This is a genomic window from Bradyrhizobium genosp. P, from assembly GCF_049949265.1.
Taxonomy (GTDB): domain Bacteria; phylum Pseudomonadota; class Alphaproteobacteria; order Rhizobiales; family Xanthobacteraceae; genus Bradyrhizobium.
The window spans coordinates 5,111,196-5,134,318 of sequence record NZ_CP188195.1 but is presented as its reverse complement, the minus strand read 5'-3'; the positions used below and the strand labels follow the sequence as shown (position 1 = coordinate 5,134,318).

Genomic DNA, 23,123 nt, shown 5'->3' with positions numbered 1-23,123 from the left:
CACGTCTTGCTCAATCATCCGACTCTCGATCAACTCCACACGCTCGGCCTTCACGGCATGGCCAAGGCCTTTGCCGACATCGAAGCCGGCGGCGAGGCCGCAAGCCTCGGCCACGCCGAATGGCTTGCCCTCCTGCTCGAACGCGAAGCGTCATTGCGGCGCGACAAGCGACTGTCGAAGCGGCTGCAATACGCCAAGCTGCGCCAGCAGGCCTGCATCGAGGACATCGACTATCGCACCCCGCGCGGCCTCGACCGCAGTCTCTTGACGATGCTGGTCGAAGGCGGATGGATCGACGACCACGTCAACCTTTTGATCTGCGGGCCCTCCGGCGTCGGCAAGAGCTGGCTCGCCTCGGCGCTCGGCAACAAGGCCTGCCGCGACAATCGCTCTGTGCTCTATCAGCGCGCACCCCGGCTGTTCACCGATCTCGCTTTGGCGCGCGGCGACGGCCGCCACTCCCGTCTGCTGCGGGCGCTTGGCCGCGTCGATCTGCTCATCCTCGACGACTGGGGCCTCGAACCGCTCGATGCCACGGCCCGCCACGACCTCCTGGAGATCCTCGAGGACCGCTACGGTCGCCGCTCCACCATCGTCACCAGCCAGCTCCCGGTGGATCAATGGCACGCGCTGATCGGCGACCCCACTTACGCCGACGCCGTCCTCGACCGCCTGGTCCACAACGCCCACCGCATCGACCTCAACGGCGAGAGCATGCGGCGAACCCGCAAACCCGGCCGGAAGGCCTGAACCCGTGGCGCTGTGGACATGCCGCTGCGCTTGGACAACGCGAAGTGCGTTGCCCACATGCCCACAGCAGATGCAGCAACAGACAACGAAGACTTCAAGCCGTGATTCAAGGTTGACCTCGCGGCTTCGCCGATGCCAGAAACCAGACAGCCAGAACGCCTCGCGCCCCGGGCGACATCAAATTGGAATAGTGGGCGAGATCATCTCGGAATCCTGGGCGAGATCAAATCGGTACACCCGGGCGAGATCATCGGAATCTGCACCTATAGCCGCAAAGAGGTCCTGCGCATCGTCCGCGCTCATTGGGGCATCGAAAATAGCCTTCACTGGCCGCTCGACGTCACCCTCGACGAGGATCTTGCTCGCAATCGCAAAGACAACGGACCGGCCAATCTGGCCGTGCTTCGCCGCCTGGCCCTCAACGTCGCCCAGGCTCACCCAGACACCACAGTCTCCCTGCGCGGCAAGCTCAAACGCGCCGGATGGAACGATGCCTTCCTTTTTGAACTCCTCGGCCACATGCGATAGCCCTGCCCCTGGGGGGGCGACTCAAAGTGTGGGCATTGCCGCGTCCCAGACCGGCCGCCAACACGAACGCGCATGGGGCCTGCCCCGGTTCAACAAAAATTTGGAGGGCCAGATGGCCAAACCAACCGGTGCGCCATCTGCACCGAAACACCTTCGCACCCCTACTCGAAAGTGGTTCGATACGGTTGTCAGCGACTACGAACTTGATGGGCACCACATTCGATTGCTCGCGCTTGCCGCAGAGAGTTGGGATCAGGCGCAGACCGCGCGGGAAGTCCTCGACCGCGACGGTCAGACTTTTCTCGATCGCTTCGGCCAACCAAAAGAGCGGCCGGAAGTCGGTATTCTGCAAAATGCCCGGATCTCTTTCGCCCGCCTGATCCGCGAGCTTGCCTTGGACGGTGCCGATGGCCCGGAGGCGCCGCGAATGCCACGCACCGCCGACTACGGGAACCGCCGCTAATGCCTGTTCGAAAACGAGCGGACAGGCGCAAGCCGTCGACCAGCCTCGATGATTGGCAAGAAGTATTCGAGACAGGATACGACGGCTTTTCCGACCTGCGCTACGCCGGGATAGCGATAGATAAGGACGGCCGACCCGATCGCGAGGAGGCGCGTGCTGCCTGGCTGCGGTTTGGTCGCGCGTTTCTTGAGGATTATGCCATCCGAAACCCAAATGGCCCAGGCCGCTACGGGCCACCGTGGGCACTTACCGAGTTCGGACCGCCTCGCTGATGCCTGCCCGATTGAGACGAGACAGGCGGCGTCGCTCTCCGCAAATAACGCCAGAAGCGGTCGCGCTGTTCAGGCAGGGCCTCGACACTAGAGATCCGTACGAACTTCGCAACATCAAGATCCGGCTTGCCGCCGCGCTCGGCCGGTCGAAATTCCGCGCTTGCCCGTTGGATCGCGAGCCGCATTCGCTGATTGGCTGCGACACTGAGCCAATCGACGCCGCGCTCGAACTGCGGGCGCGTCTGCTGGAGGAGATGGGGGAGTCCAGGCCTTAGGCTGGGTTAGTACAGTTCCTGCGGAGGAAACTTCCGGGCGAGGCTGTCCAGCGGCTCACGGCGCTCAGAGTCCGTTAAATCGTGGGTAGACAAAATTTGCGGCTCCGAACGCTTTCGATAGAGATCGAAGTAGTCAGGTGACCAGATTTCAGGCGTCGGGCCACGAAGGCCCTGAAGCCAAACTAATTTGTAGCGCAGGAGGGGCACTCCCCTTCCACTAACGTTGATGACCCAGGCCGACGCCCAATGATAGGGCCTTCTGCCTTAGGGAACCCACCGTGCGCTTGGTCAGCTTTGATATCTTTGTGACAGGAGTCCGCGCTTTCGAATGTGATCTCAGTTCCTTGACATCATCCTTCGTCCACACGCGGCGAATTGCTTTTTTCTGCTTGGCCAAATCGGCGCTCCTCAATTGTTAGGAGCGCGGTTTAGCACACCGAACTTCGTGCGCAACCCCGCGTGCGACCTGCCACCATTCGCCACGATTGACGGTGCGGCCCGGTTAGTAGGCACTCGACTCTGATTTGCACTCATAGGCGAGCGTGACGCGATTCTGACCGCATTTCATTTCGGAGGTCGATCGGGTTGTTGACCCGAACAAGTTTGTCTCTGTTGAGTGCGAGCACTTCATGTCGCCGTTGACGTCGGTCTTGCAGCCACCGCTACTTGTATAGACCGGCTTCGCCGGGGCATTGGCGGTCTTATTGGTAGCGGATGGGGTCGAGGCGCCGATGATCACGAATGACACGACTACCAGGCCAAGTGCCACTATCCGGTTTGGAATCATGAGGAATCGCAGCGGATAGATCACCGAGATTACGCCGACAAGAAAAAGTAAAGCACCCAGCGCGGCCATATTGAATTCCTCTCCCAAAAGTATTTGCGGCGCCTTCATCGCACGTAAAGTTGTGTGTCCCATTTCCTCAACCTGTAAAAGTTTAACGATGTTGCGTTGCCCCGGCTACCGTGTCTTCAGCTAATCGGAAGCGCACTCTAGTGCCTTTTCCATGCCGAGAGCCATCACGCTTGCCCATCGCTCGTAACCTGCGGGTGACAGATGAACTCCATCATTCGTGCTCATCTCTTCACCTCGCATATCAATAAACGACGCATGAGCACTCGCAGCAACCGCAGGCAGCGCATTGTTGAGTCCGTCCGCTACATGCGCGCTCAATCCAGCGTCGACGGTAAGTGCACCCTTAGGATCAATCGAGGGCACACCAGCAACAGCTAGGTGCTGCGCGTGTTGCCCCGCAATCTCCAAGAGGTGTGCATAATTCGCACGGAACGTGCTCTCCGATGTGGTTGGGTATGCATCATTGGTGCCCAGTGCCGTCACGATCAGTGCCGCTTGCGTGCCACCTTGCTCGCCATTGCGAGCTTCGCCTAAGATGGACGGAAATGCAGCGAGCGTACTCGCAACGCTAGCACCGCCCACACCCGCGTTGATGACGACGTGACCGCAAATGCTTGGAGGCAATGGTGCAGCCTCGGTGATGCTGTCACCTAGAACTATGACAGGGCTATCTTTGGCTCTCATCAGATGCTGCCTGATCACCCACTGGCGAATCTGGGCGTGCGTACCAGTGCTCGCCTGGTGCTTTAGTTCAGCCTTGGTCTGTCTCAGTTGAGCGAGAGTGACGCCCAACGCCAATATCGTGGTACCTAACGTGACACCAAGGATGATTTGCGCCGCCCTCATGATGTTGGCATAGCGAGAGCGCATGCGTGGTGCAACTAGACGTGCGACTAATCTCCCAGATCCCCGACCTTGCGAAAGGCAGCGCCAGCCGGCGCGACAGGAAATTTGGGAGCAGGTCCAAGCTGAGAAAAGAGAGTAGTGAAACAAATTGTACCGAAACTAAGAAGGCGTCAAAGCGTGGTCGTGTCGGGAAGGGGCGCCCGAAGGAGTTCGCCGCCGATACCGCCAAGATAACTGGCGCCAGCATCTGTTGACGGCGTATCCAAAGGTCGAGTTAGAGGATGCGATGCATCGTGCAGTCTTGCTATGATGTCGGTCTATCGCCTGGTACGTCGAGCCCTTTGCTGGGTTGGAGCTGGTTGCGGCGCAGCGGGTGCCTCAGCTTTTGCGGATTCCAGCGAGTCAACTCGCGCACTGAGCGCACCTAGTTGGTCGGACAGCAGCTTTGAATCGCCTTGCTTCTGCTGGATGTCGTTAATCTGAGCAGACAGCTTCTGCTCCAGCTTCTGCTGATCCGATTGAACCGCGTGCACGGACTGCTGAAGCGACGACAAAGTTTGCTTGATTTGGTCAATCGCCGGGTCTGGAGGCGGCGTTACCTCGGCATGTTCTTGCGGAGTGGTAGACCTTTTTGCGCTGCTGTAGCTCATCCAAAGCGCTCCACCAGCGACGACGAGGGCGAGAAAGGCCACGAGCAATGGGAGCGCCGATCGCGGCCGAGCATCGGCGGGCGTCAAGGGTTCAGTCATAAGAGTTCCCCGTAATGGCGTGACCACGACTAACAGGCCAAGCGTACTTTGGTTCCGGCCGGGCGCTGCTCGCCGTTTTGGCGATTAGCGGATGTGTGACGCGGGTTGGTGGATCTTGGCTGAAATTCGGTCCGGTCCGGGAAAATCGCAGCGGCGGTAGCGTCACCGTCAACGCCGGCAGCAATTATTACCATCCATGGCAGCGCGGACGCACAGACGCTCGCGGCCCTCAAGGCTGAGTTGGCCAAGCGGGACGCGCTTCTACCAGGGCAGATTGTTGCTACGGTCAGGGACGCGAAGGCTAGGCGGGTGCTGGCGTGAGCGAATGAACGGAGAGCCCGATGGCCGTTAAGGCTGTCGGGCTCTCCGTCACCAGTCGAGAGATCGTAAGCGTGTAGCCGAAGCCGTTCAGGCTCTGAAGTTCCACGGCATGAGGGCATCGATCTGAGTGATCGGCCACCGGTTCGCGATGCGCTCGAGCGTTTGCGTGAGCCAGGCGAGTGGATCGACGTCGTTCATTTTGGCGGTCTGCAGAAGCGTAGCGATGGTCGCCCAGGAGCGGCCGCCACCAGGGCTACCCGCGAAGAGCGCATTTTTTCTTGTGATTGCCTGGGGTCTGATGGTCCGCTCGACGATATTGGAGTTGATCTCGATACGACCGTCGCTCAGAAAGCGCTCGAGTGCGGCGCGTCTGGATGTGGCATAGCGGATCGCCTCGGCGAGCTTGGATTTGCCGGACAGACGCGGCAGCTCCTTCTCCCACAGATCGAACAGCGCCGCAACGATGGGGGCGGACCTTTGCTGGCGCGCATTCAGCCGCGTCTCAGGATCCTGGCCGCGGATATCGGCCTCGATCTCCCACAGCTCGACCATGGTGGTGACGGTCTGTGTCGCCAGGCGCGAGCTCTCGTTGACGTGAAGCTCGTAGAACCGTCTCCTGACGTGGGCAAAGCACGCTGCAAGCCGCACTCCCTCGTTGGCGCCCGCCGACCTGGCGAGCCGATTATAGGCGGCATAGCCATCGACCTGGAGGATGCCAGCAAAGCCTGCCAGATGGCGCTCGACGCATTCGCCGCCACGGCTGTCCTCGAAGCGATAAGCGACCATCGGTGGACCGATGCCGCCAAACGGCCGGTCGTCACGGGCATAAGCCCACAGCCAGGCCTTTTGCGTCTTGCCGGATCCGGGAGCGAGCGTTGGCAGGGTCGTCTCATCGGCGAAGATCCGTTCGCCTTGCTTGACCTTTTCCAGCACATAGTCGGCCAGCGGCTGCAATTCGAAGCCGACCTTGCCCATCCACTGCGCCATCAACGAGCGGTCCAGCTCGACCCGATCGCGGGCGTAGATCGCTTCCTGCCGGTAAAGCGGCAGCCCGTCCGCATATTTGGAGACGGCAATCTGGGCCAGAAGCGCTTCAGTCGGAAGGCCGCTCTCGATCAAATGGGCAGGCGCTGGCGCCTGTACCACGCCGTCGCGGTTGCGATAGGCGTATTTCGGGCGGCGCGTGACGATCACGCGGAACTTCGCCGGCGTCACATCCAGCCGCTTCGACACGTCCTCGCCGATCAGCACCTTCTCCAGCCCCTCGCACCCGGCAGGAACCTCCGGCTCGATGACGATCTCCACCCGCTCCAGATGCGCCCCGAACTCCTTGCGCGGCCGCGGCACGCGTTTCGGCATGTCCTTGCCGCCAGCCTTGGCCAGTTCGGCTTCAACCGCCGACACGCCGGTCTCAATCTCCTCGAACACGAAGGCGATCTGCTCCGTGCTCAGCTTGTCGCTGCGCAAGCGTTCCGAGCGCGTGCCGTAAAGCGTGCGCTCCAGCATTTTGACGATCGCCGTCAGCTCCACGATCCGCGCATCGGCGGCCTTGTTGATCGCCGTAAGATCGGTGTTTGCAGCGGCAATGCGGCTGTTCTCGGCCTCGATCGCCGCCCGCTCTTCCGCCAAGGCGACGATCAGCGCGTGGGCTTCGGCAAGCGTCGTCGGGAGCTCTGTAACGGGCGTCGTCATCGTCGCCATCACAGCAGAGTCGCCGCCACTCTTCCAAACTTTTCAGCACCCTGATTCAATTCGCCGCAGCTTGTCAGCCTACCGTTTCTGGGCGCTTCACAACCACCGGACGCACCTTCGTCCAGTCCAGCCCGTCAATCAGCGCGAGCAACTGCGCATGGTTCAGCTGCACCCGGGTCGGCGCAATCCTCGGCCAGCAGAACTTTGACTCCTCGAGAGTCTTGGCAAACAGGCATACCCCGCTGCCGTCCCACCAAACCGCCTTGATCCGATCCGCCCTTTTCGAACGGAACACGTACAGTGCTCCGCTGAAGGGGTCGGCCCCACCATCTCGAACCAGCGCCATCAAACCCGTGGCTCCCTTGCGGAAGTCGACCGGCGTGCTGGCCACGTAAACCTGAACACCCGCCGGGATCATGCCTGCCGAACCGCCCGGATCACAGCAGCAAGCCGCCCCGCCTCCACATCTCCACCAACGCGCACCACGACATCGCCGATGACGATTTCCACCATCTCCCCCGCCATGGTCTCAAAGCGCGCGAACTTAACCGCTCGGTCTCGCGCCCCAGAGAGCGGCGCCACCATTCCCGAGGCCAGCGCCTTGCGTCGCCACGCAAACAACTGCGATGGATCGATCCCATGACAGCGCGCTATCGCCGACACGTTCGCCCCCGGCGCAAACGTTTCCCCGACGATGCGATCCTTCTCCTCCCGCGACCAGGTGCGGTAGCTCCGCCCGGGACTCACCGAAAGCCGCTCGGCCGCCGCTGTGATAACTTCGAAATTCTTGGTATCAGACATATGTTCGCTCTCATGAACTCCTGGGACAAATCACCAGGAGATTCTCTGACAATCGAACATCATCCGCTACGTGGGATGACCTACACGCTTACGAGAGATCCCCCGTCCGAGGCCATGGGGTAGCTGTGAGTTGACCATGACCGCCTTGATGCCGGGACAGCACGCGCTGGTGCCCCGACCGCGCCCATTGACGATTCCGATTCGGGCGGCAAGACGGCGTGAAGGCCAAAATTTAGGTGCGCGGTCAAATTTCAGGAGCAGACCATATGCAGACCATATGAAGCCGCTGGGGCGGGTTGCGGGTCGTTGCGAGCGAGGTCGCGTAGGGGCGCGGAAGGAAAGAAAAATGATCGGTTGGATTTGAGTAGCCTGCTCAGAAGGTCATTCTTCCAGATGGGGTGGCGAAATCCAAAGCACCACCGCAATTGCCACTCGCTTCCACCACTCGGGTGCGGCTCCGGACAACTTCCACGTTGCATTCCAGTTGAGGACTTTTTGCTTCAATGTCATGTGTTGTGGCTCACCGATCTACCGAAGCCCGAGTCTATAGTCGCCCATATTACGGCCCCCTTCCTGTCAAATATGAAGGTTCGGCCGTATGCAGCTAGCGTGCGCTCCTTGCGCCATTCTCTCTTGAGCTTGTTGAAGCCAAACGCCGCAGCAACGCCCGCGCCACCGATCCACCCAAACGGGGTAAGTAAGACCGCTGCTGCACCGAACCCGACCAGGCCAGCTATCAGCGGGACATTTTCCTTTTTGTACCAGTCCTTGGAATCCATCCATCTCCTTCGGTCGACATCGCTCCGTGGATAAAGCCGATGGACTTCCGAACCTGTGTATTCATAGTACAGGTCAATCGCCTTGCGGTCGCTCTCTGAAATTGGCTCTCTCGCTACCTTGATAAATCGCACGGTGTGCTCCGAGCCGCCGTTTTCAAATAAGCACTCTAGGCGTGTTGCGATGTGCCACAGGGCTTCGCGCGCATGCGTGTCTGAACCGCCTGGAAAAATCTCCGCGAAGGCACGATCACTGAGATCGAACGTCTCATTGGGAGCGAGCGAGTCTAACTTGGCCTTCAGGTCGCTTTCGGTCATGACTAGCAACGCTTGTTCACGTGCAGGTAGACTGTTTAGCGTGTAACCACCCCGTTAATTATGCATTAAGATCGGATGGGGTGCATTTCGGCTCGGACGCGGCTGGTGGCTACTGGGGAACTACGGTGGTGAGCCCTAGTCGTTTGCGTTAGCCTTGCAAACCAATCTCGACCAACCCTTGGCGGAGCTAGTCATGTTCACTCCTGAAGCGTTGTTCATTTATAACTATAAGAAGTTGGTCCAGTGTCACGACAATCCTACCCAAGAAAATCTTTTCGAATCTGTTGGCCCTCTACGTAGAATTTTGCTGGATCCGCCACTCATTCATCTTGCCAACCGCAAGACGCGGCTGAAATTCCGTTTCGTTATTTATTCTGACCCCGAAATGAGGATCAACTACGATCCGAAGATACACCCATCAACTCCAGAAATTATCAAAACAATGAATTTGGCCGAATTTCTGAAGCATCCGCTTATGCAGGTTAGGGGCACAGATGTAACGGTGAAAGACGCGATTAATTATGTCCGAAACTATGCAGGCCTAGAACACAAAAATGAGCCAGACTCAGACGCATTGAGAGCAGCGCAGAACGTCAATTGGCTCGGCCTAGGCGGAATTCCGGCGATCCTTTACTGCTTGCGAGGGGCCGTCTCCCTAACACTTCAGGGCTGCGAACCGCTGTATGACAAGCTCAAAGAACAGCAAGGATGACGACCAATCGGATCGTCGAGCTTTCGACAGCCGACAGCCCCTATCGCCAGCGGCGTGTAGATTGCGAAGGCGAGTAGCGCGCCGATCGTTGCACCCAGCGGCGTGTCGCGGCGAATTGCAACTAGTCGCTTGAAGGCGGATTCTTAAACGGAAACTCGACGAGAGACAGCCACTTGTTATCCCTGATGATCCCCGCGCCCCATCGAGTGTAGTGGAATACTGCGCCGCTCGACGGAATCTGTTCTAGCAGACCGCTAACGAGATTGATTGTGGCTGTCTCGATTCCTCGCAGCGCAGCCCTCATGTAAAAGCTTCCTGCTGCGCTGGTTATTGAGCCGAGATCAACTGCGGCACCGCTCTCTAGACTGGTCCAATCAGTCCTTATACGAATGTCGTCGACCACCAGTAGGGTTTGGGGCAGGCCGCCGGTAATCACCCATGGACCTCGATCATCCTCATCGGGCTTTCCAAAAACGAGAAAGCCATTATTGCTCTCATCTTGCGAAAGCATTCCGAGCCGCGGTCCGTACCCTGAATCGAAAAAAAAGCATTGTCCTGACCGCAAGTTGGCTAGTTGCTCTGGTCTTCCGATCGCTTCCACGTCCATATTGTCTCCGTTTCCAGCGAGTAATGAGCTTCGGCAGCCTCATTGAGCTATCCGAATGTCACCCGTATCAGCCTGCACAGGCCGTTCACCGTCAAAGTCTGTATGAGAGAGCAGGGCGCCGAGACCGAACAACACCATGCCGCCTATCCAGACGAGACAGGTTGCCGTCAGATAGGCCGACGTTCCGGCGCCAATATTGCCGGTGAGCCCGAACAGCGTGCCGGCATTGAACAGCAGCCCTGACCCACCTCAGAGCCAAAAAAGTGCGGCCATAAATCCTTTTGAAACGCCGTAGTTGCTTCGCAGCCGGAACGTGCGTTCCCAGCTCTCTTTGCGTTTAAATAGTCTCATTGAAATCCCCCAAAGCCCGTCTCAACTGTAGATCGCGGGAGGCGGGGAGGGCAACTAGGATTTTGGGATTGGTGTGCCGAGCGCGGACGGCTAGAAAAACGCGTCTATCGCAGAAAGAATGGCTGCAACTGTAGCGCATCCTGCTGCTACCGAATTCCACCAACTTTGTAGTCGCAGATCTGCGGCGAGCTGTTTTCCTTCGTCCTCCCGGAACGACCCTTCGGTGTACTGAGGGGGTGATTTAGGGACCTTTGGAGCCCTGGCTATTGAAGCTATCAGCCAGCAACCGGCTGCAGCGAGGCTCGTAAGCCCGATTCCCGTCTTCAATAATATCCGCAGCACCAGAAATCCTCGCGTTTTGAATCCCGCTATTTTTTTGTCCTCAATCCGATATCAACGTGCCCGCCGGATCGCTTCAGGCCGGCCGGGTGGGTCGCGTACGGCGCCAGTTGTCTAGGGCCTAACGCAGCGCCTTGCGGACCAGCGCCCTTATGGCGGCGGGTACGCTTGGGATAGGGCGTTGAGAGGCGCGCCATTCCTCTAGGTCGGCCAAAAGATCCAGAGGCATCCTGACGCCAACTGTGGGGCTAGTCCCCGTAGCGGGACGTCCTCGCTTTTTTGCTATCTTTTTATCTTGACTAGCCATGATTTTATGTTAGCATAAATTCAGGCCGGTGCAAGACTGTCATCTCGCACCGGCCCTAACCTCAGCGCGAAAGGATCTTCTGCGCCATGGCTACCATCAACACTAAAGCAAAAACCACATCCAAGAAATCCGCGACCCCACAGTCCACCGGAATGGGGATGCTTGCCCTGTTTCGCGACCTGTGGATGACGTTCCAACACAAGGACAACCTCGCCCCCAGAAAGGGCGGGGCTGAGTACGAAGGAATGTACGAGGTCATGCGCAGCACGTCGTTCATTCGTCCGACGACCGCGATGGAGGCACTCGCGCAGGCCGTTTTTCTGCACTGTGAGGCCGACAACTTCGACGAAAACAGCACTCCTTCCAAAGAAGAGCTTTACGAGTTGTCAGAGCGCATGGGGCGCCGGGCGGCTGGATTGGCTGCTTGGATCGAACGGACGCACGGACTCGACCGCCGCGAGTTCAAGCTCGATGATTTTTGCGACAGCCGACTGGCCTCCAAGCTTTTCCCGGATGCTCCACTCAAGTACCCGCGCTCGCGCAGCGCTCCCAAGGATTCGGCGGATGTGGTCCTGGCTCAGGCAGCGGAATAACCCAGCTTGGCGGCCAGTCATTGCTTGGTACCCATCAAGCCCGCGCCGAGGCACCCCGTCAGCAATGGCGGAGTGTTCTATTTTCCGTCAGTGCTGCAGTGATTTTGTTGCCGGCGGGACTTCCGGCAATTTGACCGGAATGTGCTTCGCTTTGCTTCTCACCTTGGGTGCTCCATCCGGGTAGTTGGCCGGTTCGGAGTCAGTGGCGTGGGAGATGATCGTTTCCAAATTGAGAAAGAACTGTTCGGCAAGCATGGGGTAACCTCCATCGCTATCGCCTGTCATGTATATGACACATTACGTTCCTGTTTTGTGAACTAGGCAACACATAAATCAAATCAGTACCTTAGACCGTAGAACTACGGTCCCCCAAACCCCGCCGGGCCGCGGGAGTCCTTACCCCCGTGGCCCCACGAGCAGATCAGCCGTCTGCCGCGCGCCTTCTAAAATCAGATCTGCCCATGCCTGACGGCGCCCAGCCGACTTCCGACAGGGAGAGCGCCTGCGAGCGAACATGAAATTGCATCGCGAACCTCATCGAGGGGGGAACTAGCGTGCCGGTCGCGGATTGGTGGCACAGTCTGCGAAGAAGGAGTGTTTCGATGCGCCTTCACACCTACAGGGACGACCAGAAATCGTGGCACTTCGATTTAGTACGGGATGGCGGAAACACGGGATCGTTTGATCTAGTTTCAGCATCTCTTTGGGCACTTTTAGTTGTCGCCGCAGTCTGCGCGTTAGTCGCGCCCTTCCACTAGACGGCCACTGCCCTCAGCCGCCGGCCGCGCACCGGTCTTACTTCCGCGGCTCGCTAGCACAGTGGACGCTCCAATCATCCATGAGCGCCCGCCGCTTCTCCAGCGCGTCCGACCGCGCGTAGGCTCTTGAGGTGTACCGGATGCTAACCTTGAGGTCGCATCACCGACCGCGTGGGCGAGCGCCATCTCAGCAAGATCGCCGTCGAACTGAGTTGCCTCAGTCACCCAGTCGCGGAAAGAGGACCGGGCTGTGCCGTGGACGGTGAAGCCGTTGCCGCCGCTCTCGGCGAACGCCTTGGCCATGGTGTTCTCCGACATCGGCCGCTTGGCTTTGAACCGCGGGAAAACGTAATCGTTGAACCGCTTCGCCTTCATGTCGGTGACGATCGCCAAAGCCCGAGCGGAGAGGGGGACTCGGTGTTCCTTGCCAGACTTCATGCGGCGCGGGGGTACGAGCCAAAGAGAGGCGCCAAGGTCGACTTCAGACCAGACGGCATGCCGTACCATCCCCGGCCGGGAAGCGGTGAGGATACAGAATTCAAGCGCTGCGGCCCCGATTGTCCCCACGCTGCGGACCTTAGCCATTGCGCTTGGCAGGCTTCGCCACGGCATGGCCGGGTGGTTGGTGACCCGGGTGAGGGCGTCTGGCTTGTGAAGAACGTGCTCGAGGTTACCCCGCCAGGCGGCGGGATTGTCGCCGCTGCGAAGGCCTTCAACCTTGGCTGCATCGAGGACTCGCTCGATCGCCTCACGAAGCTTCTGAGCAGTTTCCTGCTTCGCGCCCCAAAGCGGCCTGACAACTGACAGAACTTCGGTGACGCCGATGTCGGCGAGCGGCTTGGGCCGGATCAGGGCGGCATGGTTGGTAAGCACGTTCCGCCACCGATCTTCGGTCTTCGCGCCGCGCCAGCGTCCAGCCTTCACGGCCGCGTCGACATAGCCGTCAGCATAAGCGCCGAACGTCAGAATGTTGGCCTGCACCTTAGCCGCCTCGATGGCCGCAACGGCACGGCGTTCAATCGGGTCTACGCCCTGACGGATTAGATCGCGCGCGCGCTCGGCCTTCTGGCGAGCCTCGGCGAGGCCTACGGTGTGGAGCGGCCCAACACCCATTTGGCGCCGCTTTCCGCCAAAAGTGTAATCGAAAATCCAGTAGCGGCCTTTGCCTTTCGTCACCAGCCAGAGGCCGCCGCCGTCGCGCAGCTTGGTTGCCTTGCTAGCTGCAATCGACTTCACTGTGAGTGCATTTAGAGTGTGGATCCCCATCGCCAGCTTCCCCCATTTTCCCCACTTTAGGGTATGCGCTAGCAGTAACCGCTATGGACAGCATGATCAATGAACTGATTTAATATCAACGATATCAGTATCTTGTGTTGTCGCTAAAAACACTATGGACAAGGAATAAAATCCAGCCCGGGGAGCCAGTTCTGGCCCCATCGATAGTCTGGATTGCCCATCACAAGCTCGTGGTCCGCGCCTGATAGGTAAAATTAGTCGCCAAATCGACGTAATCGCCCTCGACGCTGCGCCTCGCCGGGTTTTGAGAGGTGATTTTGCATGTCCGTGAACCTGATCGACCTGACGATGCTGTCGCAGCCGACCCTCGTTCCCAACGACACTCCCGAGATCAGCGACGATGAATGCGTGCGCCGCCTGGCGAAGGCCGTCGAGGAACATGATTCTGAACATCTCGATGAAGTGGCGCGGCTGATCGGCCGGCTCGCCGTCACGATCGAGTAGGCCGACGCGACGTGCGGGGCGCTCGCCCCGCGCCAACGGCGTGTTGCGTTTTGGCGGAGCTTGTTCCAAAACATGGCCCTCTTCTAGCTCCTCCAGCGGCAACGCCGCGCGACTTGCAGGGTCCCGCTAATGTCCGGTTTTTCGACCGCGCGCCAGTTCATGGTCGATGGTCAGGTGCGTCCGAGCGACGTCACCGATGAGCGAATCCTTGATGCCATGTTGATGGTGCCGCGCGAGGCCTTCGTGCCTGACGGCAAGCAGGCACTGGCCTATCTCGATCTCGATCTCGACGTCGCCGAGGACGGTGCGGTCAAGCGCTGCCTGATCCAGCCTGCGGTGCTCGCCAAAATGCTGCAGGCGGCCGAGATCCAGGAAACCGACCGGGTGCTGGTGGTGGGTTGCGCGACCGGGTACGCCGCCGCGGTGGTGGCGCGGTTCGCCGGGCAGGTGAGTGCGACCGAGAGCGATCCGGCCTTGGCGGCCAAGGCCAGTGCCGTGCTCGCCCAGCTCGGCATCCAGAATGTCGGCGTGAAAAACGCACCGGCAGCCGATGGCGATGCGTCGGGAGCGCCGTTTGACGTGATCGTCCTTAACGGCGCTACCGAGGTCGTCCCGACCGGCCTGTACGGCCAGCTCAAGGAAGGCGGCCGGCTGGTCGGCGTCTTCGCCCTCGAGCAGCCGCCGCGCGCCAGCCTCGTAACCCATTCCCATGGGGATTTCGGACATCGCGAATTGTTCGACGCCACGGCCCCCATTTTGCCCGGATTGGAACGGCTCCCCAGCTTCGTCTTCTGATCGGTAGTGCGCTGCAGCGGCTGATAAAATCCGGTTCTGAATCAGAAGTGTGGCCCGTTTGCCCCATGTGAACACTTTCCACCGCGTTTCATTGCGGGGTGGTTCCGTTGCACTTAGCTGCGGACTAAGGTGAGGCAGGACTCACTTCGTCTGAAACTGCGCCGGCCCGTGTTCATGGAGCCGGCGACTACAAAATGAATGGATTACTGGGGATGAGTGGGGTGAAGGTTGTCACCGCGGCTGCGATTGCGGTCCTTCTGTTGGCGGAGATGGGCCCGGTGCCCGTTCTCGCCGATACTATCGAGGCCGCGCTGGTGCGGTCCTACCAGAACAATCCCCAGCTCAACGCCCAGCGTGCGCTGGTGCGGTCCACGGACGAAAACGTTCCGCAGGCGCTCTCGGGCTACCGTCCTAGGGCATCGGTGACTGTAAGCGGTGGATATCAATATGGCGACGAGGAGTTGACGGGCAGCAAGTCATCGATTCACGGAACCCAAAATCCGGCCAGTGCAGGCCTGACGGTGAACCAGTCGCTGTTCAACGCGCAGAACGCGCCCAAGGTGCGCGCGGCCGAAAGCCAGGTCTCGTCTGCGCGCGAGGGATTGCGCGTGCTTGAGCAGACCGTGATTTTGAACGCGGCCACCATCTATATGGACTATCTCCGCGACGCCGCAATCGTCGAAGTCCAGCGCAGCAACACCCGCGTGCTCGAGCAGACGCTGAAGCAGACCCAGGACCGTTTCAATGTCGGCGAAGTGACGCGGACCGACGTCGCGCAATCCGAGGCGCAACTCGCGGCCGGCAGAACCCAGCAGCTGACCGCGGAGTCGAATCTCACGACGACGCGATCGAACTTCCGCCGCATCATCGGCAACGAACCGGACAATCTTGCGCCGGGCTCGCCGGTCGATCGTTTCCTGCCGGCGACGCTTCCCGCCGCCGTGGATCTCAGCCTGACCCAGAACCCGAGCGTGACGGCCGCGATGTTCGGCGTCGACGTCAACTTCCTGCAGCAGAAGGTTGCCGAAGGCGCGCTGCTCCCGACCGTTGGGTTGCAGGCGGCGGTGAGTGAAGGCTACCAGTCGCAGTTGTCGGTGAACCGCCTCTTCACTGCGGCGGCGACGGTTAATGTGACGGTGCCGATCTATCAGGGCGGGACTGAATACTCGCTGATCCGGCAGTCCAAGGAATCGCTGGCGCAGCAGCGTCTGGTGCTGGAACAGACGCGGGATCAGGCCCGCGCCAACGTCGTTACCGCGTGGGGCCAGCTGGTCGCCGGCAAGGCGCAGGTGACGTCGGCGCAGTCGCAGGTGACCGCGTCCGAGATCGCGCTGAACGGCGTCAGGGAAGAGGCCAAGGCCGGCCAGCGCACCACGCTCGACGTGCTGAACGCGCAGCAAGCGCTTGTCAACGCCCGCAACGCGCTGGTGACCGCGCAGCACGACCGCGTTGTCGCGTCCTACAACGTGCTGAGCGCGATCGGCCGGCTGTCGCCGCAGGTGCTCAATCTGAAGACCAACGTCTACGATCCGAGCGTGCACTATCAGCAGGTTCGTGACAGCTGGGCCGGTGTGCGCACGCCCGACGGCCGCTAATCGCCACATCAACGTCGCTTGCCGGGCCTAGTCTGCAGTTCTGAGTCAATCAGGACCACAGACTAGGCCCGTTTGCTTGCAATCGATAATTGCCCTGACATACCGTTTTGTGGGGCAGCAAAGCGATTCGCGACGAGGCCTATGGCGTGGCTGGATGCGGCGCCAAATGTCTGGAGCTGTTGTCTGGAGCTGTTGTCTGGAGCTGTCCTGGGCGACACGAGCCCGCGCGAAGCATTCGGTGGGCTTGATCTGGGGACAAGTCGGGCGCGAGCGACGAAAATCTCGGCCCGCATTACCGGAACCGACGAATCCTCTGGGGCTTGGTGTAAAATGGTTTCGATGTGGAGTCGGCGATGACGCAACCTGCGAAGGTCCAAGAGCCCTCGATGGAGGAGATTCTGGCGTCCATCCGTCGCATCATTGCCGACGACGAGGCGAAGCCGGCCGCCGCCGAAAAACCTGCGGCGGTTACCGCACCGCCGCCAAAGGTCGAGCCTCCACAGCCTGCCAAAGCCGCGATGAAGAGCCCTCCGGCGGCGGCGCCAGCCGCGAAGGCCGCCGCTGCGCCCGCGCCGAAACCGCCGGCGCCCACTGCAAGCAACAACCAGGACGATATCGATTCGCTGTTGGCCAGCCTCGAAGAGGCGACCCCCGCGGCGGAGATCAGGCCGCCGCAGCCGGATGGCGACGTGTTCGAACTCACCGACGACATGGCATTGCCGGACCCGGCACCCGCGCCGTCGTTCCGGAAGGTCGAGCCGCAGGACGATGTTGAATTCACGGAATCGGCTGCTGCGAGGTCGCTGAACCGGCAACCGTCCTATGAGCCGCCGCCGATCGAAACCGCGCCGGCGCCGCCGATCATCTCCGGCACGACCATGCGGGCGGTCGAATCCGCGTTCAACTCGCTGGCCAACACCGTGCTCAGCAACAATGCGCGGACGCTCGAAGACCTGGTCAAGGAGATGCTGCGGCCGATGCTGAAATCCTGGCTCGACGACAATTTGCCTGGGCTGGTCGAGCGCATCGTCAAGGCCGAGATCGAGCGGGTTTCCCGCGGCCGGTAGCCCCCAAAGGGCCTGTGGGGCCTCTCTGAGGGCCGATCCCGCGGCCCTCATTCAGCCACCCAGAATTGCCATAATTCGCCGCTTCGGCGTATCGGTCAGGTTGACTTGGTGCGTTCCGGCGGCTTTCTAGCCGTTTCCAGGGTCAACAACGCATCGTCATGATCGAGAAAAACTACCAGCCCGCCGATATCGAGAGCCGGATGTCCCGCATCTGGGAGGAGAGCGGCGCGTTCAAGGCCGGACGGCCCGAGCGCAAGGACGCCGCGCCGTTCACCATCGTGATCCCGCCGCCAAACGTGACGGGCTCGCTGCACATGGGCCACGCCCTCAACAACACGCTGCAGGACATCCTGTGCCGCTTCGAGCGGATGCGCGGTCGCGACGTGCTGTGGCAGCCCGGCACCGACCACGCGGGCATCGCGACCCAGATGGTGGTCGAGCGCCAGTTGATGGAACGCCAGGAACCGGGCCGGCGCGAGATGGGCCGCGCCAAGTTCCTCGAACGGGTCTGGCAGTGGAAGGCGGAGAGCGGCGGCACCATCGTCAATCAGTTGAAGCGCCTGGGGGCGTCCTGCGACTGGTCGCGCGAGCGCTTCACCATGGACGAGGGCCTGTCGCGCGCCGTCGTCAAGGTGTTCGTCGAGCTGCATCGCGAGGGGCTGATCTACAAGGACAAGCGGCTGGTCAATTGGGACCCGAAGCTGCTCACCGCGATCTCCGATCTCGAAGTGCAGCAGGTCGAGGTCAAAGGCAGCCTCTGGTACCTGCGCTATCCGATCGAGGGCAGGACGTTCAGCCCCGATGATCCGAAGACCTTCATCGTGGTCGCGACCACGCGTCCCGAGACCATGCTCGGCGACACCGCGGTCGCGGTGCATCCTGACGACGAGCGCTACACCGATCTGGTCGGCCAGCACGTCATCCTGCCGCTGGTCGGCCGCAGGATTCCGATCGTCGCCGACGATTATTCCGATCCGGAGAAGGGCTCGGGCGCGGTCAAGGTGACGCCGGCGCACGACTTCAACGATTTCGAGATCGGCAGGCGCCACGGCCTGCCGCAGATCAGCGTGCTCGACCGGGAGGCTTGCCTCAACCTAGTCGACAATGAGGACTATCTGCGCGGCCTCCCCGAGGGAGCCTCGCAGCTTGCCGCGGAGTTTCACCAGATCGAGCGCTTCGCCGCCCGCAAGAAGATCGTGGCGCGGCTGGACGATTTCGGATTTCTCGAGCGGATCGAACCGAACACCCACATGGTGCCGCATGGCGACCGCTCCGGCGTCGTGATTGAGCCCTATCTGACCGACCAGTGGTACGTCGACGCCAAGACGCTTGCCGCGCCCGCGATGGCAGCGGTGCGCTCAGGCGAAACAACGTTCGTGCCGGAGAACTGGGGAAAGACCTATTTCGAGTGGATGGAGAACATCCAGCCCTGGTGCATCTCACGCCAGCTCTGGTGGGGCCATCAGATTCCCGCCTGGTACGGGCCCGACGGCAAGGTGTTCGTCGCCGAGACCGAGGACGAGGCGGTCGGCAATGCGCTCGGTTATTACGTCGAGCAGGAGGTCATCACACCGGAGCAGGGCCATGAGATGGCGCTCGACCCGGCCAAGCGTGAGGGATTTATCGCCAGAGATGAAGACGTGCTCGACACCTGGTTCTCGTCCGCTCTGTGGCCGTTCTCGACGCTCGGCTGGCCGGACGACACGCCGGAGGTGACGCGCTATTACCCGACCAACACGCTGGTGACGGGCTTCGACATCATCTTCTTCTGGGTCGCCCGGATGATGATGATGGGTCTTCATTTCATGAAGGAGGCGCCGTTCTCGACCGTCTACATCCATCGCCTGGTCCGGGACGAAAAGGGCGCCAAGATGTCGAAGTCGAAGGGCAACGTCATCGACCCGCTCGGCGTAATCGACGAGTACGGCGCCGACGCGCTGCGCTTTGCGCTGACGCGCGAGGCCGCCCAAGGTCACGACATCCGCCTGTCGCCGCATCTGGTCGAGATCAACCGCAACTTCGCAACCAAGCTCTGGAACGCCTGCCGCTTCGCCGAGATGAACGAATGCGTGAAGCCGGATGATTTCGATCCGAAGGGCGCGCAGGAGACGTTGAACCGCTGGATCGCGCACGAGACCTTCCGCGTTACCCGCGAGGTGACCGAGGCGATCGAACAGCATCGCTTCAACGAGGCCGCAGGCGCGATCTACCGCTTTGTGCTGAACGTGTTCTGCGACTGGCAGGTCGAACTCGCAAAACCTGTGCTGATGGGCGAGGAGAGCGCGGCCAAGTCCGAGACCCGCGCCATGATCGCCTGGGCGCGCGACGAGATCCTGAAGCTGCTGCATCCGTTCATGCCCTTCATCTCCGAGGAGCTATGGGCGGTGACCGCCAAGCGTGACGGCCTGCTGGTGCTCGCGCCCTGGCCGCGCAAGGCGAGCGCTGTCAGCGCCGAGCAATTGGCCGCGATGGCGATGGCCGGCCCGAACGGCGAGATCATCCCGCCCGTTTCGATTGAACCCGCGGCCGACGATTTCAGCGATCCGGCGGCCGAGGCCGAGATCGGCTGGGTGGTCGACCTCGTCACCGCGATGCGCTCGGTGAAGGCGGAAATGAATATCCCGCCGTCGACGCTGACGCCGCTGGTGATATCTGACGCCTCCGACGAGACCCGGGATCGCGCGCAGCGCTGGAGCGACACCATCAAGCGTCTGGCACGGCTATCCGATATCTCCTTCGCCGATCGTCCGCCGGAAGGCGCGGTCCAGGTCGTGGTGCGCGGCGAAGTCGTTTCGCTGCCGCTGAAAGGCGTGATCGATCTCGCCGCCGAACGCGCGCGGTTGGAAAAGGAAGCCGCCAAGGCCGACGCCGACATCAAGCGCGTCGACGCAAAACTCTCCAACGAGAAATTCGTCGCCAATGCGCCGGAAGAGATCGTCGAGGAAGAGAAGGAAAAGCGCGAGGCGGCCGTTGCGCGCAAGGCCAGGATCGTCGAGGCGCTGGAGCGGTTGAAGCAGGCGTCATAGGGTCAGCGGCGGCGAGGCCGTCCGCCATCGCAAGGTCTGATCCTCAAAACCGCTTGCTGAGGAATTTCGATCCCTTCACGCCGTAGCGCCAGGGCAGGTCGACGGCTTTGGTGAGGCCGATCCGCACCCCGGTGGCAATCTCGGGCGTTTCGGTCCGCGCGTAGAGCGCGATCGGCGGGCGGTCGAGCGGCAACTCGCTGTGGGCAATCGTAACGCCGAGCGCCTCGCAGAGCTTGCCTGGGCCGGAGCACAGCGCGTGTTCGTCACCCACGCCGCGCCGCCGCCGCATCGCCGCCAGGCCGTGGGTCGGCTCCAGCGCGCGGATCAGCACGGCGCTCGCCGAGCCGGCTTGCTCGCAGACGAAGTTGACGCACCAGTGGATGCCGTAGGAGCGGTAGACGTAGGAAAAGCCCGGCGGGCCGAACATCACCTGATTGCGCGGGGTCGGTCCGCGGTACGAATGGGCGGCCGGCTCGGTGTGATGGTAGGCTTCGACCTCGACGATGATGCCGCCGACGCCGTCGACCAGGAACGTCGCGCCGATCAGGTCGGGCGCAACCTCATGGACGCTGCGGTCGAAGAACGAGCGTTTCAGCGGCTTGCCGAGCCGTGGCGCGGCCGGCGTGGTCGATTTGGGTTTTTGAGCCATTTTGAGGTGAGAATCGGGACGGAACGGCACCAAGGGTGCCAATATAGTGCACACTCTGATAGGCTTTACGAGCCGGGTTGCGGGCCGCGCCAACACGGATTAGCTAAGCTCTCTCGCGACTTGCAGGCACCTATGGTCACCATCGTCGATACCATTTCCACGACCCCGTTGCGCCCGCGTCACCCCGAAAAGGTGAACCGGCCGGACGCTGTCTCGCCGCCGAAGCCGGACTGGATCCGGGTCCGCGCACCGAACACGCGCGGCTATGCCGACACCCGCAAGATCGTGAAGGAGAACGGCCTCGTCACGGTCTGCGAGGAGGCGGGCTGCCCCAATATCGGCGAATGCTGGGACAAGAAGCACGCCACCTTCATGATCATGGGGGACACCTGTACGCGGGCCTGCGCGTTCTGCAACGTCAAGACCGGCATGCCCGGCGCGCTCGACCTTTCCGAACCGGAGCATGTCGCCGAAGCGACCTTCAAGCTGGGGCTAGCCCACATCGTCATCACGTCGGTCGACCGCGACGATCTCGCCGATGGCGGCGCGGAGCATTTCGCGCAGGCCATCCGCGCTATCCGCGCGCGCTGCCCGACCACCACGATCGAGATCCTGACGCCGGACTTCCTGCGCAAGGAAGGCGCGCTGGAGCGCGTGGTCGCGGCCAAGCCCGACGTGTTCAACCACAATCTGGAGACCGTGCCGTCGGGCTACCTGACGGTTCGTCCCGGCGCGCGCTATTTCCACTCGATCCGGCTGTTGCAGCGAGTCAAGGAGATCGATCCGACCATCTTCACCAAATCCGGCATCATGGTCGGCCTCGGCGAACAGCGGCACGAGGTGTTGCAGGTAATGGACGATCTGCGCTCGGCCGATGTCGACTTCCTGACCATCGGCCAGTATCTGCAGCCGACGCGCAAGCATCATGCCGTGATGCGCTACGTGACCCCTGACGAATTCGCGGGCTATGAGCGTGTCGCCTATACCAAGGGCTTCCTGATGGTGTCGGCGAGCCCGCTGACCCGCTCGTCGCATCACGCCGGCGAGGATTTTGCCAAGCTGCAGGCGGCGCGCGTGGCGCGAGGCGTTGTTTGAGCATGATCTTTTCGGAAAACCGCTTCACACTTTTCCGGATCATGCTCTAGACCCGGATCGAACCAATGCAACGCGTTCTGGTCATGGGATCGTCGGGGTCCGGCAAGTCGACGTTTGCGCGGCGGCTATCCGGTCTCACGGGCATCTCGATCGTGTCGATCGACGGGTTGTTCTGTCCGACACTGCTCGCCTATTTCCAGGGCCTGCGCGCCGATCAATCGCTGCTGTGCTTCACCGATCGGGCCCGGGCGGACGGTTACCTGAACGATCTCGCGCTCGAGCAGAATCGTGCGAGTATCCACTGATGCCGCAATTCTCAAGCAAGCGACGGGTTCGCCACACCGCGCCGCAAATGTTCGATCTGGTCGCCGACGTCGAGCGTTATCCGGAATTCGTGCCGCTGTGCCATTCGCTGAAAATCCGCCAGCGCACGCCGAAGGAGGATGGCACCGAGGTCGTCGTGGCCGACATGACCGTATCGTTCAAGCTGGTGCGGGAAACCTTCACCAGCAAGGTGACGCTCGACCGTCCCAACCTGAAGATCCTGGTCGAGTATCTGCGGGGGCCGTTCAGCAATCTCGAGAACCGCTGGACCTTCGAGCCGAAGTCGGAGACCGATTCCGATGTCGGCTTCTACCTCACCTACGAATTCAAGAGCCGGATGCTGGCGATGCTGATGGGTTCGATGTTCGACGCCGCTTTTGGGCGGTTCGCAGCAGCGTTCGAGAAGCGGGCGGATCAGGTCTATGGAAAGCCTGCTGTGTCGACCTAGCCGTCATTCCGGGCGATGCGAAGCATCGAACCCGGAATCTCGAGATTCCGGATTCATCGCTGCGCGATAC

The 23,123-nt window shown here is 61.1% G+C and carries 25 protein-coding genes and 1 pseudogene; 15 read left to right on the top strand and 11 right to left on the bottom strand.

Annotation, left to right across the window (positions count from 1 at the left end):
* Positions 1 to 6: 6 nt before the first annotated feature.
* The 4 genes and pseudogenes from istB (at position 7) to ACP2YO_RS24870 (ending at position 2,288) form a co-directional block, all read left to right on the top strand.
* Positions 7 to 750 (top strand): IS21-like element helper ATPase IstB, encoded by a 744-nt coding sequence (gene istB / locus ACP2YO_RS24885; protein WP_426433809.1) that lies wholly within the window; start codon positions 7 to 9, stop codon positions 748 to 750.
* 264 nt (positions 751 to 1,014) lie between these two features.
* Positions 1,015 to 1,278: pseudogene (locus tag ACP2YO_RS24880) on the top strand (ISAs1 family transposase); the annotation flags it as partial.
* Positions 1,279 to 1,390: 112 nt separating this feature from the next.
* Entirely contained in the window at positions 1,391 to 1,741 is a 351-nt protein-coding gene (locus ACP2YO_RS24875) for a P27 family phage terminase small subunit (protein WP_426433807.1), read from the top strand.
* 271 nt (positions 1,742 to 2,012) lie between these two features.
* Positions 2,013 to 2,288, top strand: a complete 276-nt coding sequence (locus tag ACP2YO_RS24870) for a hypothetical protein (protein WP_426433805.1) — start codon at positions 2,013 to 2,015, stop codon at positions 2,286 to 2,288.
* Positions 2,289 to 2,790: 502 nt separating this feature from the next.
* On the opposite strand, the gene ACP2YO_RS24865 is transcribed toward ACP2YO_RS24870, so the two are convergent.
* The 7 genes from ACP2YO_RS24865 to ACP2YO_RS24835 all read right to left on the bottom strand — a co-directional run bounded on the left by ACP2YO_RS24865 (position 2,791) and on the right by ACP2YO_RS24835 (position 8,647).
* Positions 2,791 to 3,207 carry a hypothetical protein gene (locus ACP2YO_RS24865; RefSeq protein WP_426433803.1) on the bottom strand — a complete coding sequence of 139 codons (417 nt, stop codon included), beginning with the start codon at positions 3,205 to 3,207 and terminating at the stop codon, positions 2,791 to 2,793.
* A 57-nt stretch (positions 3,208 to 3,264) separates the two neighbouring features.
* Positions 3,265 to 4,014: an SGNH/GDSL hydrolase family protein gene (locus ACP2YO_RS24860; protein WP_426433801.1), complete on the bottom strand. Its 750-nt coding sequence runs from the start codon at positions 4,012 to 4,014 to the stop codon at positions 3,265 to 3,267.
* A gap of 293 nt (positions 4,015 to 4,307) precedes the next feature.
* Positions 4,308 to 4,640, bottom strand: coding sequence for a hypothetical protein (locus ACP2YO_RS24855; RefSeq protein ID WP_426433799.1), 333 nt, complete (start codon positions 4,638 to 4,640; stop codon positions 4,308 to 4,310).
* 507 nt (positions 4,641 to 5,147) lie between these two features.
* On the bottom strand, positions 5,148 to 6,752 hold the full coding sequence (gene tnpC / locus ACP2YO_RS24850; protein ID WP_426443309.1) for an IS66 family transposase: 1,605 nt from the start codon (positions 6,750 to 6,752) through the stop codon (positions 5,148 to 5,150).
* 73 nt (positions 6,753 to 6,825) lie between these two features.
* Complete coding sequence (tnpB, locus tag ACP2YO_RS24845; RefSeq protein ID WP_426433797.1) at positions 6,826 to 7,170, bottom strand: IS66 family insertion sequence element accessory protein TnpB; 345 nt, start codon at positions 7,168 to 7,170, stop codon at positions 6,826 to 6,828.
* Positions 7,167 to 7,553 (bottom strand): transposase, encoded by a 387-nt coding sequence (locus ACP2YO_RS24840; protein WP_426433795.1) that lies wholly within the window; start codon positions 7,551 to 7,553, stop codon positions 7,167 to 7,169. Before ACP2YO_RS24840 ends, tnpB begins: the two co-directional genes overlap by 4 nt.
* Before the next feature lie 506 nt (positions 7,554 to 8,059).
* Positions 8,060 to 8,647, bottom strand: coding sequence for a hypothetical protein (locus tag ACP2YO_RS24835; RefSeq protein ID WP_426433793.1), 588 nt, complete (start codon positions 8,645 to 8,647; stop codon positions 8,060 to 8,062).
* A gap of 193 nt (positions 8,648 to 8,840) precedes the next feature.
* Here ACP2YO_RS24835 and ACP2YO_RS24830 point away from each other — a divergent pair, with 193 nt between their 5' ends.
* Positions 8,841 to 9,359, top strand: coding sequence for a hypothetical protein (locus tag ACP2YO_RS24830; protein ID WP_426433791.1), 519 nt, complete (start codon positions 8,841 to 8,843; stop codon positions 9,357 to 9,359).
* 121 nt (positions 9,360 to 9,480) lie between these two features.
* Here the strand turns inward: ACP2YO_RS24830 and ACP2YO_RS24825 are convergent, their stop codons facing one another.
* Positions 9,481 to 9,966, bottom strand: a complete 486-nt coding sequence (locus tag ACP2YO_RS24825) for a hypothetical protein (RefSeq protein WP_426433789.1) — start codon at positions 9,964 to 9,966, stop codon at positions 9,481 to 9,483.
* A gap of 42 nt (positions 9,967 to 10,008) precedes the next feature.
* On the opposite strand from ACP2YO_RS24825, the gene ACP2YO_RS24820 reads away from it, so the two are divergent.
* Together ACP2YO_RS24820 and ACP2YO_RS24815 are read left to right on the top strand one after the other, a co-directional pair.
* Positions 10,009 to 10,209 (top strand): hypothetical protein, encoded by a 201-nt coding sequence (locus tag ACP2YO_RS24820; RefSeq protein WP_426433787.1) that lies wholly within the window; start codon positions 10,009 to 10,011, stop codon positions 10,207 to 10,209.
* An 840-nt stretch (positions 10,210 to 11,049) separates the two neighbouring features.
* Positions 11,050 to 11,556, top strand: coding sequence for a hypothetical protein (locus ACP2YO_RS24815; protein WP_426433785.1), 507 nt, complete (start codon positions 11,050 to 11,052; stop codon positions 11,554 to 11,556).
* 87 nt (positions 11,557 to 11,643) lie between these two features.
* Here ACP2YO_RS24815 and ACP2YO_RS24810 read toward each other — a convergent pair whose 3' ends face one another.
* Both ACP2YO_RS24810 and ACP2YO_RS24805 read right to left on the bottom strand, forming a co-directional pair.
* Entirely contained in the window at positions 11,644 to 11,811 is a 168-nt protein-coding gene (locus tag ACP2YO_RS24810) for a hypothetical protein (protein ID WP_426433783.1), read from the bottom strand.
* Between the two features lie 482 nt (positions 11,812 to 12,293).
* Complete coding sequence (locus ACP2YO_RS24805; RefSeq protein WP_426433781.1) at positions 12,294 to 13,580, bottom strand: tyrosine-type recombinase/integrase; 1,287 nt, start codon at positions 13,578 to 13,580, stop codon at positions 12,294 to 12,296.
* A 291-nt stretch (positions 13,581 to 13,871) separates the two neighbouring features.
* On the opposite strand from ACP2YO_RS24805, the gene ACP2YO_RS24800 reads away from it, so the two are divergent.
* The 5 genes from ACP2YO_RS24800 to ACP2YO_RS24780 all read left to right on the top strand — a co-directional run bounded on the left by ACP2YO_RS24800 (position 13,872) and on the right by ACP2YO_RS24780 (position 20,537).
* Positions 13,872 to 14,054, top strand: coding sequence for a hypothetical protein (locus ACP2YO_RS24800; RefSeq protein WP_426433779.1), 183 nt, complete (start codon positions 13,872 to 13,874; stop codon positions 14,052 to 14,054).
* Positions 14,055 to 14,183: 129 nt separating this feature from the next.
* Positions 14,184 to 14,849, top strand: a complete 666-nt coding sequence (locus ACP2YO_RS24795) for a protein-L-isoaspartate O-methyltransferase family protein (protein ID WP_426433777.1) — start codon at positions 14,184 to 14,186, stop codon at positions 14,847 to 14,849.
* 212 nt (positions 14,850 to 15,061) lie between these two features.
* A complete protein-coding gene (locus ACP2YO_RS24790; protein ID WP_426443308.1) occupies positions 15,062 to 16,444 on the top strand; it encodes a TolC family outer membrane protein in 1,383 nt (460 codons plus the stop codon).
* A 353-nt stretch (positions 16,445 to 16,797) separates the two neighbouring features.
* Positions 16,798 to 17,511 (top strand): PopZ family protein, encoded by a 714-nt coding sequence (locus ACP2YO_RS24785; RefSeq protein WP_426433775.1) that lies wholly within the window; start codon positions 16,798 to 16,800, stop codon positions 17,509 to 17,511.
* 158 nt (positions 17,512 to 17,669) lie between these two features.
* Complete coding sequence (locus ACP2YO_RS24780) at positions 17,670 to 20,537, top strand: valine--tRNA ligase (protein WP_426433773.1); 2,868 nt, start codon at positions 17,670 to 17,672, stop codon at positions 20,535 to 20,537.
* A gap of 43 nt (positions 20,538 to 20,580) precedes the next feature.
* Here ACP2YO_RS24780 and ACP2YO_RS24775 read toward each other — a convergent pair whose 3' ends face one another.
* Positions 20,581 to 21,186 carry a DNA-3-methyladenine glycosylase gene (locus tag ACP2YO_RS24775; protein ID WP_426433771.1) on the bottom strand — a complete coding sequence of 202 codons (606 nt, stop codon included), beginning with the start codon at positions 21,184 to 21,186 and terminating at the stop codon, positions 20,581 to 20,583.
* Between the two features lie 132 nt (positions 21,187 to 21,318).
* On the opposite strand from ACP2YO_RS24775, the gene lipA reads away from it, so the two are divergent.
* From lipA to ACP2YO_RS24760, 3 genes are all read left to right on the top strand, one after another.
* Positions 21,319 to 22,281 (top strand): lipoyl synthase, encoded by a 963-nt coding sequence (gene lipA / locus ACP2YO_RS24770; RefSeq protein ID WP_426433769.1) that lies wholly within the window; start codon positions 21,319 to 21,321, stop codon positions 22,279 to 22,281.
* 65 nt (positions 22,282 to 22,346) lie between these two features.
* Positions 22,347 to 22,586 carry a hypothetical protein gene (locus tag ACP2YO_RS24765; protein ID WP_426433767.1) on the top strand — a complete coding sequence of 80 codons (240 nt, stop codon included), beginning with the start codon at positions 22,347 to 22,349 and terminating at the stop codon, positions 22,584 to 22,586.
* Positions 22,586 to 23,053, top strand: coding sequence for a type II toxin-antitoxin system RatA family toxin (locus ACP2YO_RS24760; protein WP_426433765.1), 468 nt, complete (start codon positions 22,586 to 22,588; stop codon positions 23,051 to 23,053). The genes ACP2YO_RS24765 and ACP2YO_RS24760 overlap by 1 nt, the downstream gene beginning before the upstream one ends.
* Positions 23,054 to 23,123 lie beyond the last annotated feature (70 nt).

Coding starts and splice junctions, on each gene's coding strand:
- ACP2YO_RS24805 (WP_426433781.1), bottom strand. CDS start 13,580: ATGGGGATCCACACTCTAAATGCACTCACAGTGAAGTCGATTGCAGCT.
- ACP2YO_RS24835 (WP_426433793.1), bottom strand. CDS start 8,647: ATGACCGAAAGCGACCTGAAGGCCAAGTTAGACTCGCTCGCTCCCAAT.
- ACP2YO_RS24790 (WP_426443308.1), top strand. CDS start 15,062: ATGAGTGGGGTGAAGGTTGTCACCGCGGCTGCGATTGCGGTCCTTCTG.
- ACP2YO_RS24775 (WP_426433771.1), bottom strand. CDS start 21,186: ATGGCTCAAAAACCCAAATCGACCACGCCGGCCGCGCCACGGCTCGGC.
- ACP2YO_RS24800 (WP_426433779.1), top strand. CDS start 13,872: ATGTCCGTGAACCTGATCGACCTGACGATGCTGTCGCAGCCGACCCTC.
- ACP2YO_RS24855 (WP_426433799.1), bottom strand. CDS start 4,640: ATGAGCTACAGCAGCGCAAAAAGGTCTACCACTCCGCAAGAACATGCC.
- ACP2YO_RS24870 (WP_426433805.1), top strand. CDS start 2,013: ATGCCTGCCCGATTGAGACGAGACAGGCGGCGTCGCTCTCCGCAAATA.
- ACP2YO_RS24785 (WP_426433775.1), top strand. CDS start 16,798: ATGACGCAACCTGCGAAGGTCCAAGAGCCCTCGATGGAGGAGATTCTG.
- ACP2YO_RS24765 (WP_426433767.1), top strand. CDS start 22,347: ATGCAACGCGTTCTGGTCATGGGATCGTCGGGGTCCGGCAAGTCGACG.
- ACP2YO_RS24825 (WP_426433789.1), bottom strand. CDS start 9,966: ATGGACGTGGAAGCGATCGGAAGACCAGAGCAACTAGCCAACTTGCGG.
- lipA (WP_426433769.1), top strand. CDS start 21,319: ATGGTCACCATCGTCGATACCATTTCCACGACCCCGTTGCGCCCGCGT.
- ACP2YO_RS24830 (WP_426433791.1), top strand. CDS start 8,841: ATGTTCACTCCTGAAGCGTTGTTCATTTATAACTATAAGAAGTTGGTC.
- ACP2YO_RS24795 (WP_426433777.1), top strand. CDS start 14,184: ATGTCCGGTTTTTCGACCGCGCGCCAGTTCATGGTCGATGGTCAGGTG.
- tnpC (WP_426443309.1), bottom strand. CDS start 6,752: ATGACGACGCCCGTTACAGAGCTCCCGACGACGCTTGCCGAAGCCCAC.
- ACP2YO_RS24815 (WP_426433785.1), top strand. CDS start 11,050: ATGGCTACCATCAACACTAAAGCAAAAACCACATCCAAGAAATCCGCG.
- ACP2YO_RS24875 (WP_426433807.1), top strand. CDS start 1,391: ATGGCCAAACCAACCGGTGCGCCATCTGCACCGAAACACCTTCGCACC.
- ACP2YO_RS24860 (WP_426433801.1), bottom strand. CDS start 4,014: ATGCGCTCTCGCTATGCCAACATCATGAGGGCGGCGCAAATCATCCTT.
- tnpB (WP_426433797.1), bottom strand. CDS start 7,170: ATGATCCCGGCGGGTGTTCAGGTTTACGTGGCCAGCACGCCGGTCGAC.
- ACP2YO_RS24840 (WP_426433795.1), bottom strand. CDS start 7,553: ATGTCTGATACCAAGAATTTCGAAGTTATCACAGCGGCGGCCGAGCGG.
- ACP2YO_RS24810 (WP_426433783.1), bottom strand. CDS start 11,811: ATGCTTGCCGAACAGTTCTTTCTCAATTTGGAAACGATCATCTCCCAC.
- ACP2YO_RS24760 (WP_426433765.1), top strand. CDS start 22,586: ATGCCGCAATTCTCAAGCAAGCGACGGGTTCGCCACACCGCGCCGCAA.
- ACP2YO_RS24865 (WP_426433803.1), bottom strand. CDS start 3,207: ATGGGACACACAACTTTACGTGCGATGAAGGCGCCGCAAATACTTTTG.
- ACP2YO_RS24780 (WP_426433773.1), top strand. CDS start 17,670: ATGATCGAGAAAAACTACCAGCCCGCCGATATCGAGAGCCGGATGTCC.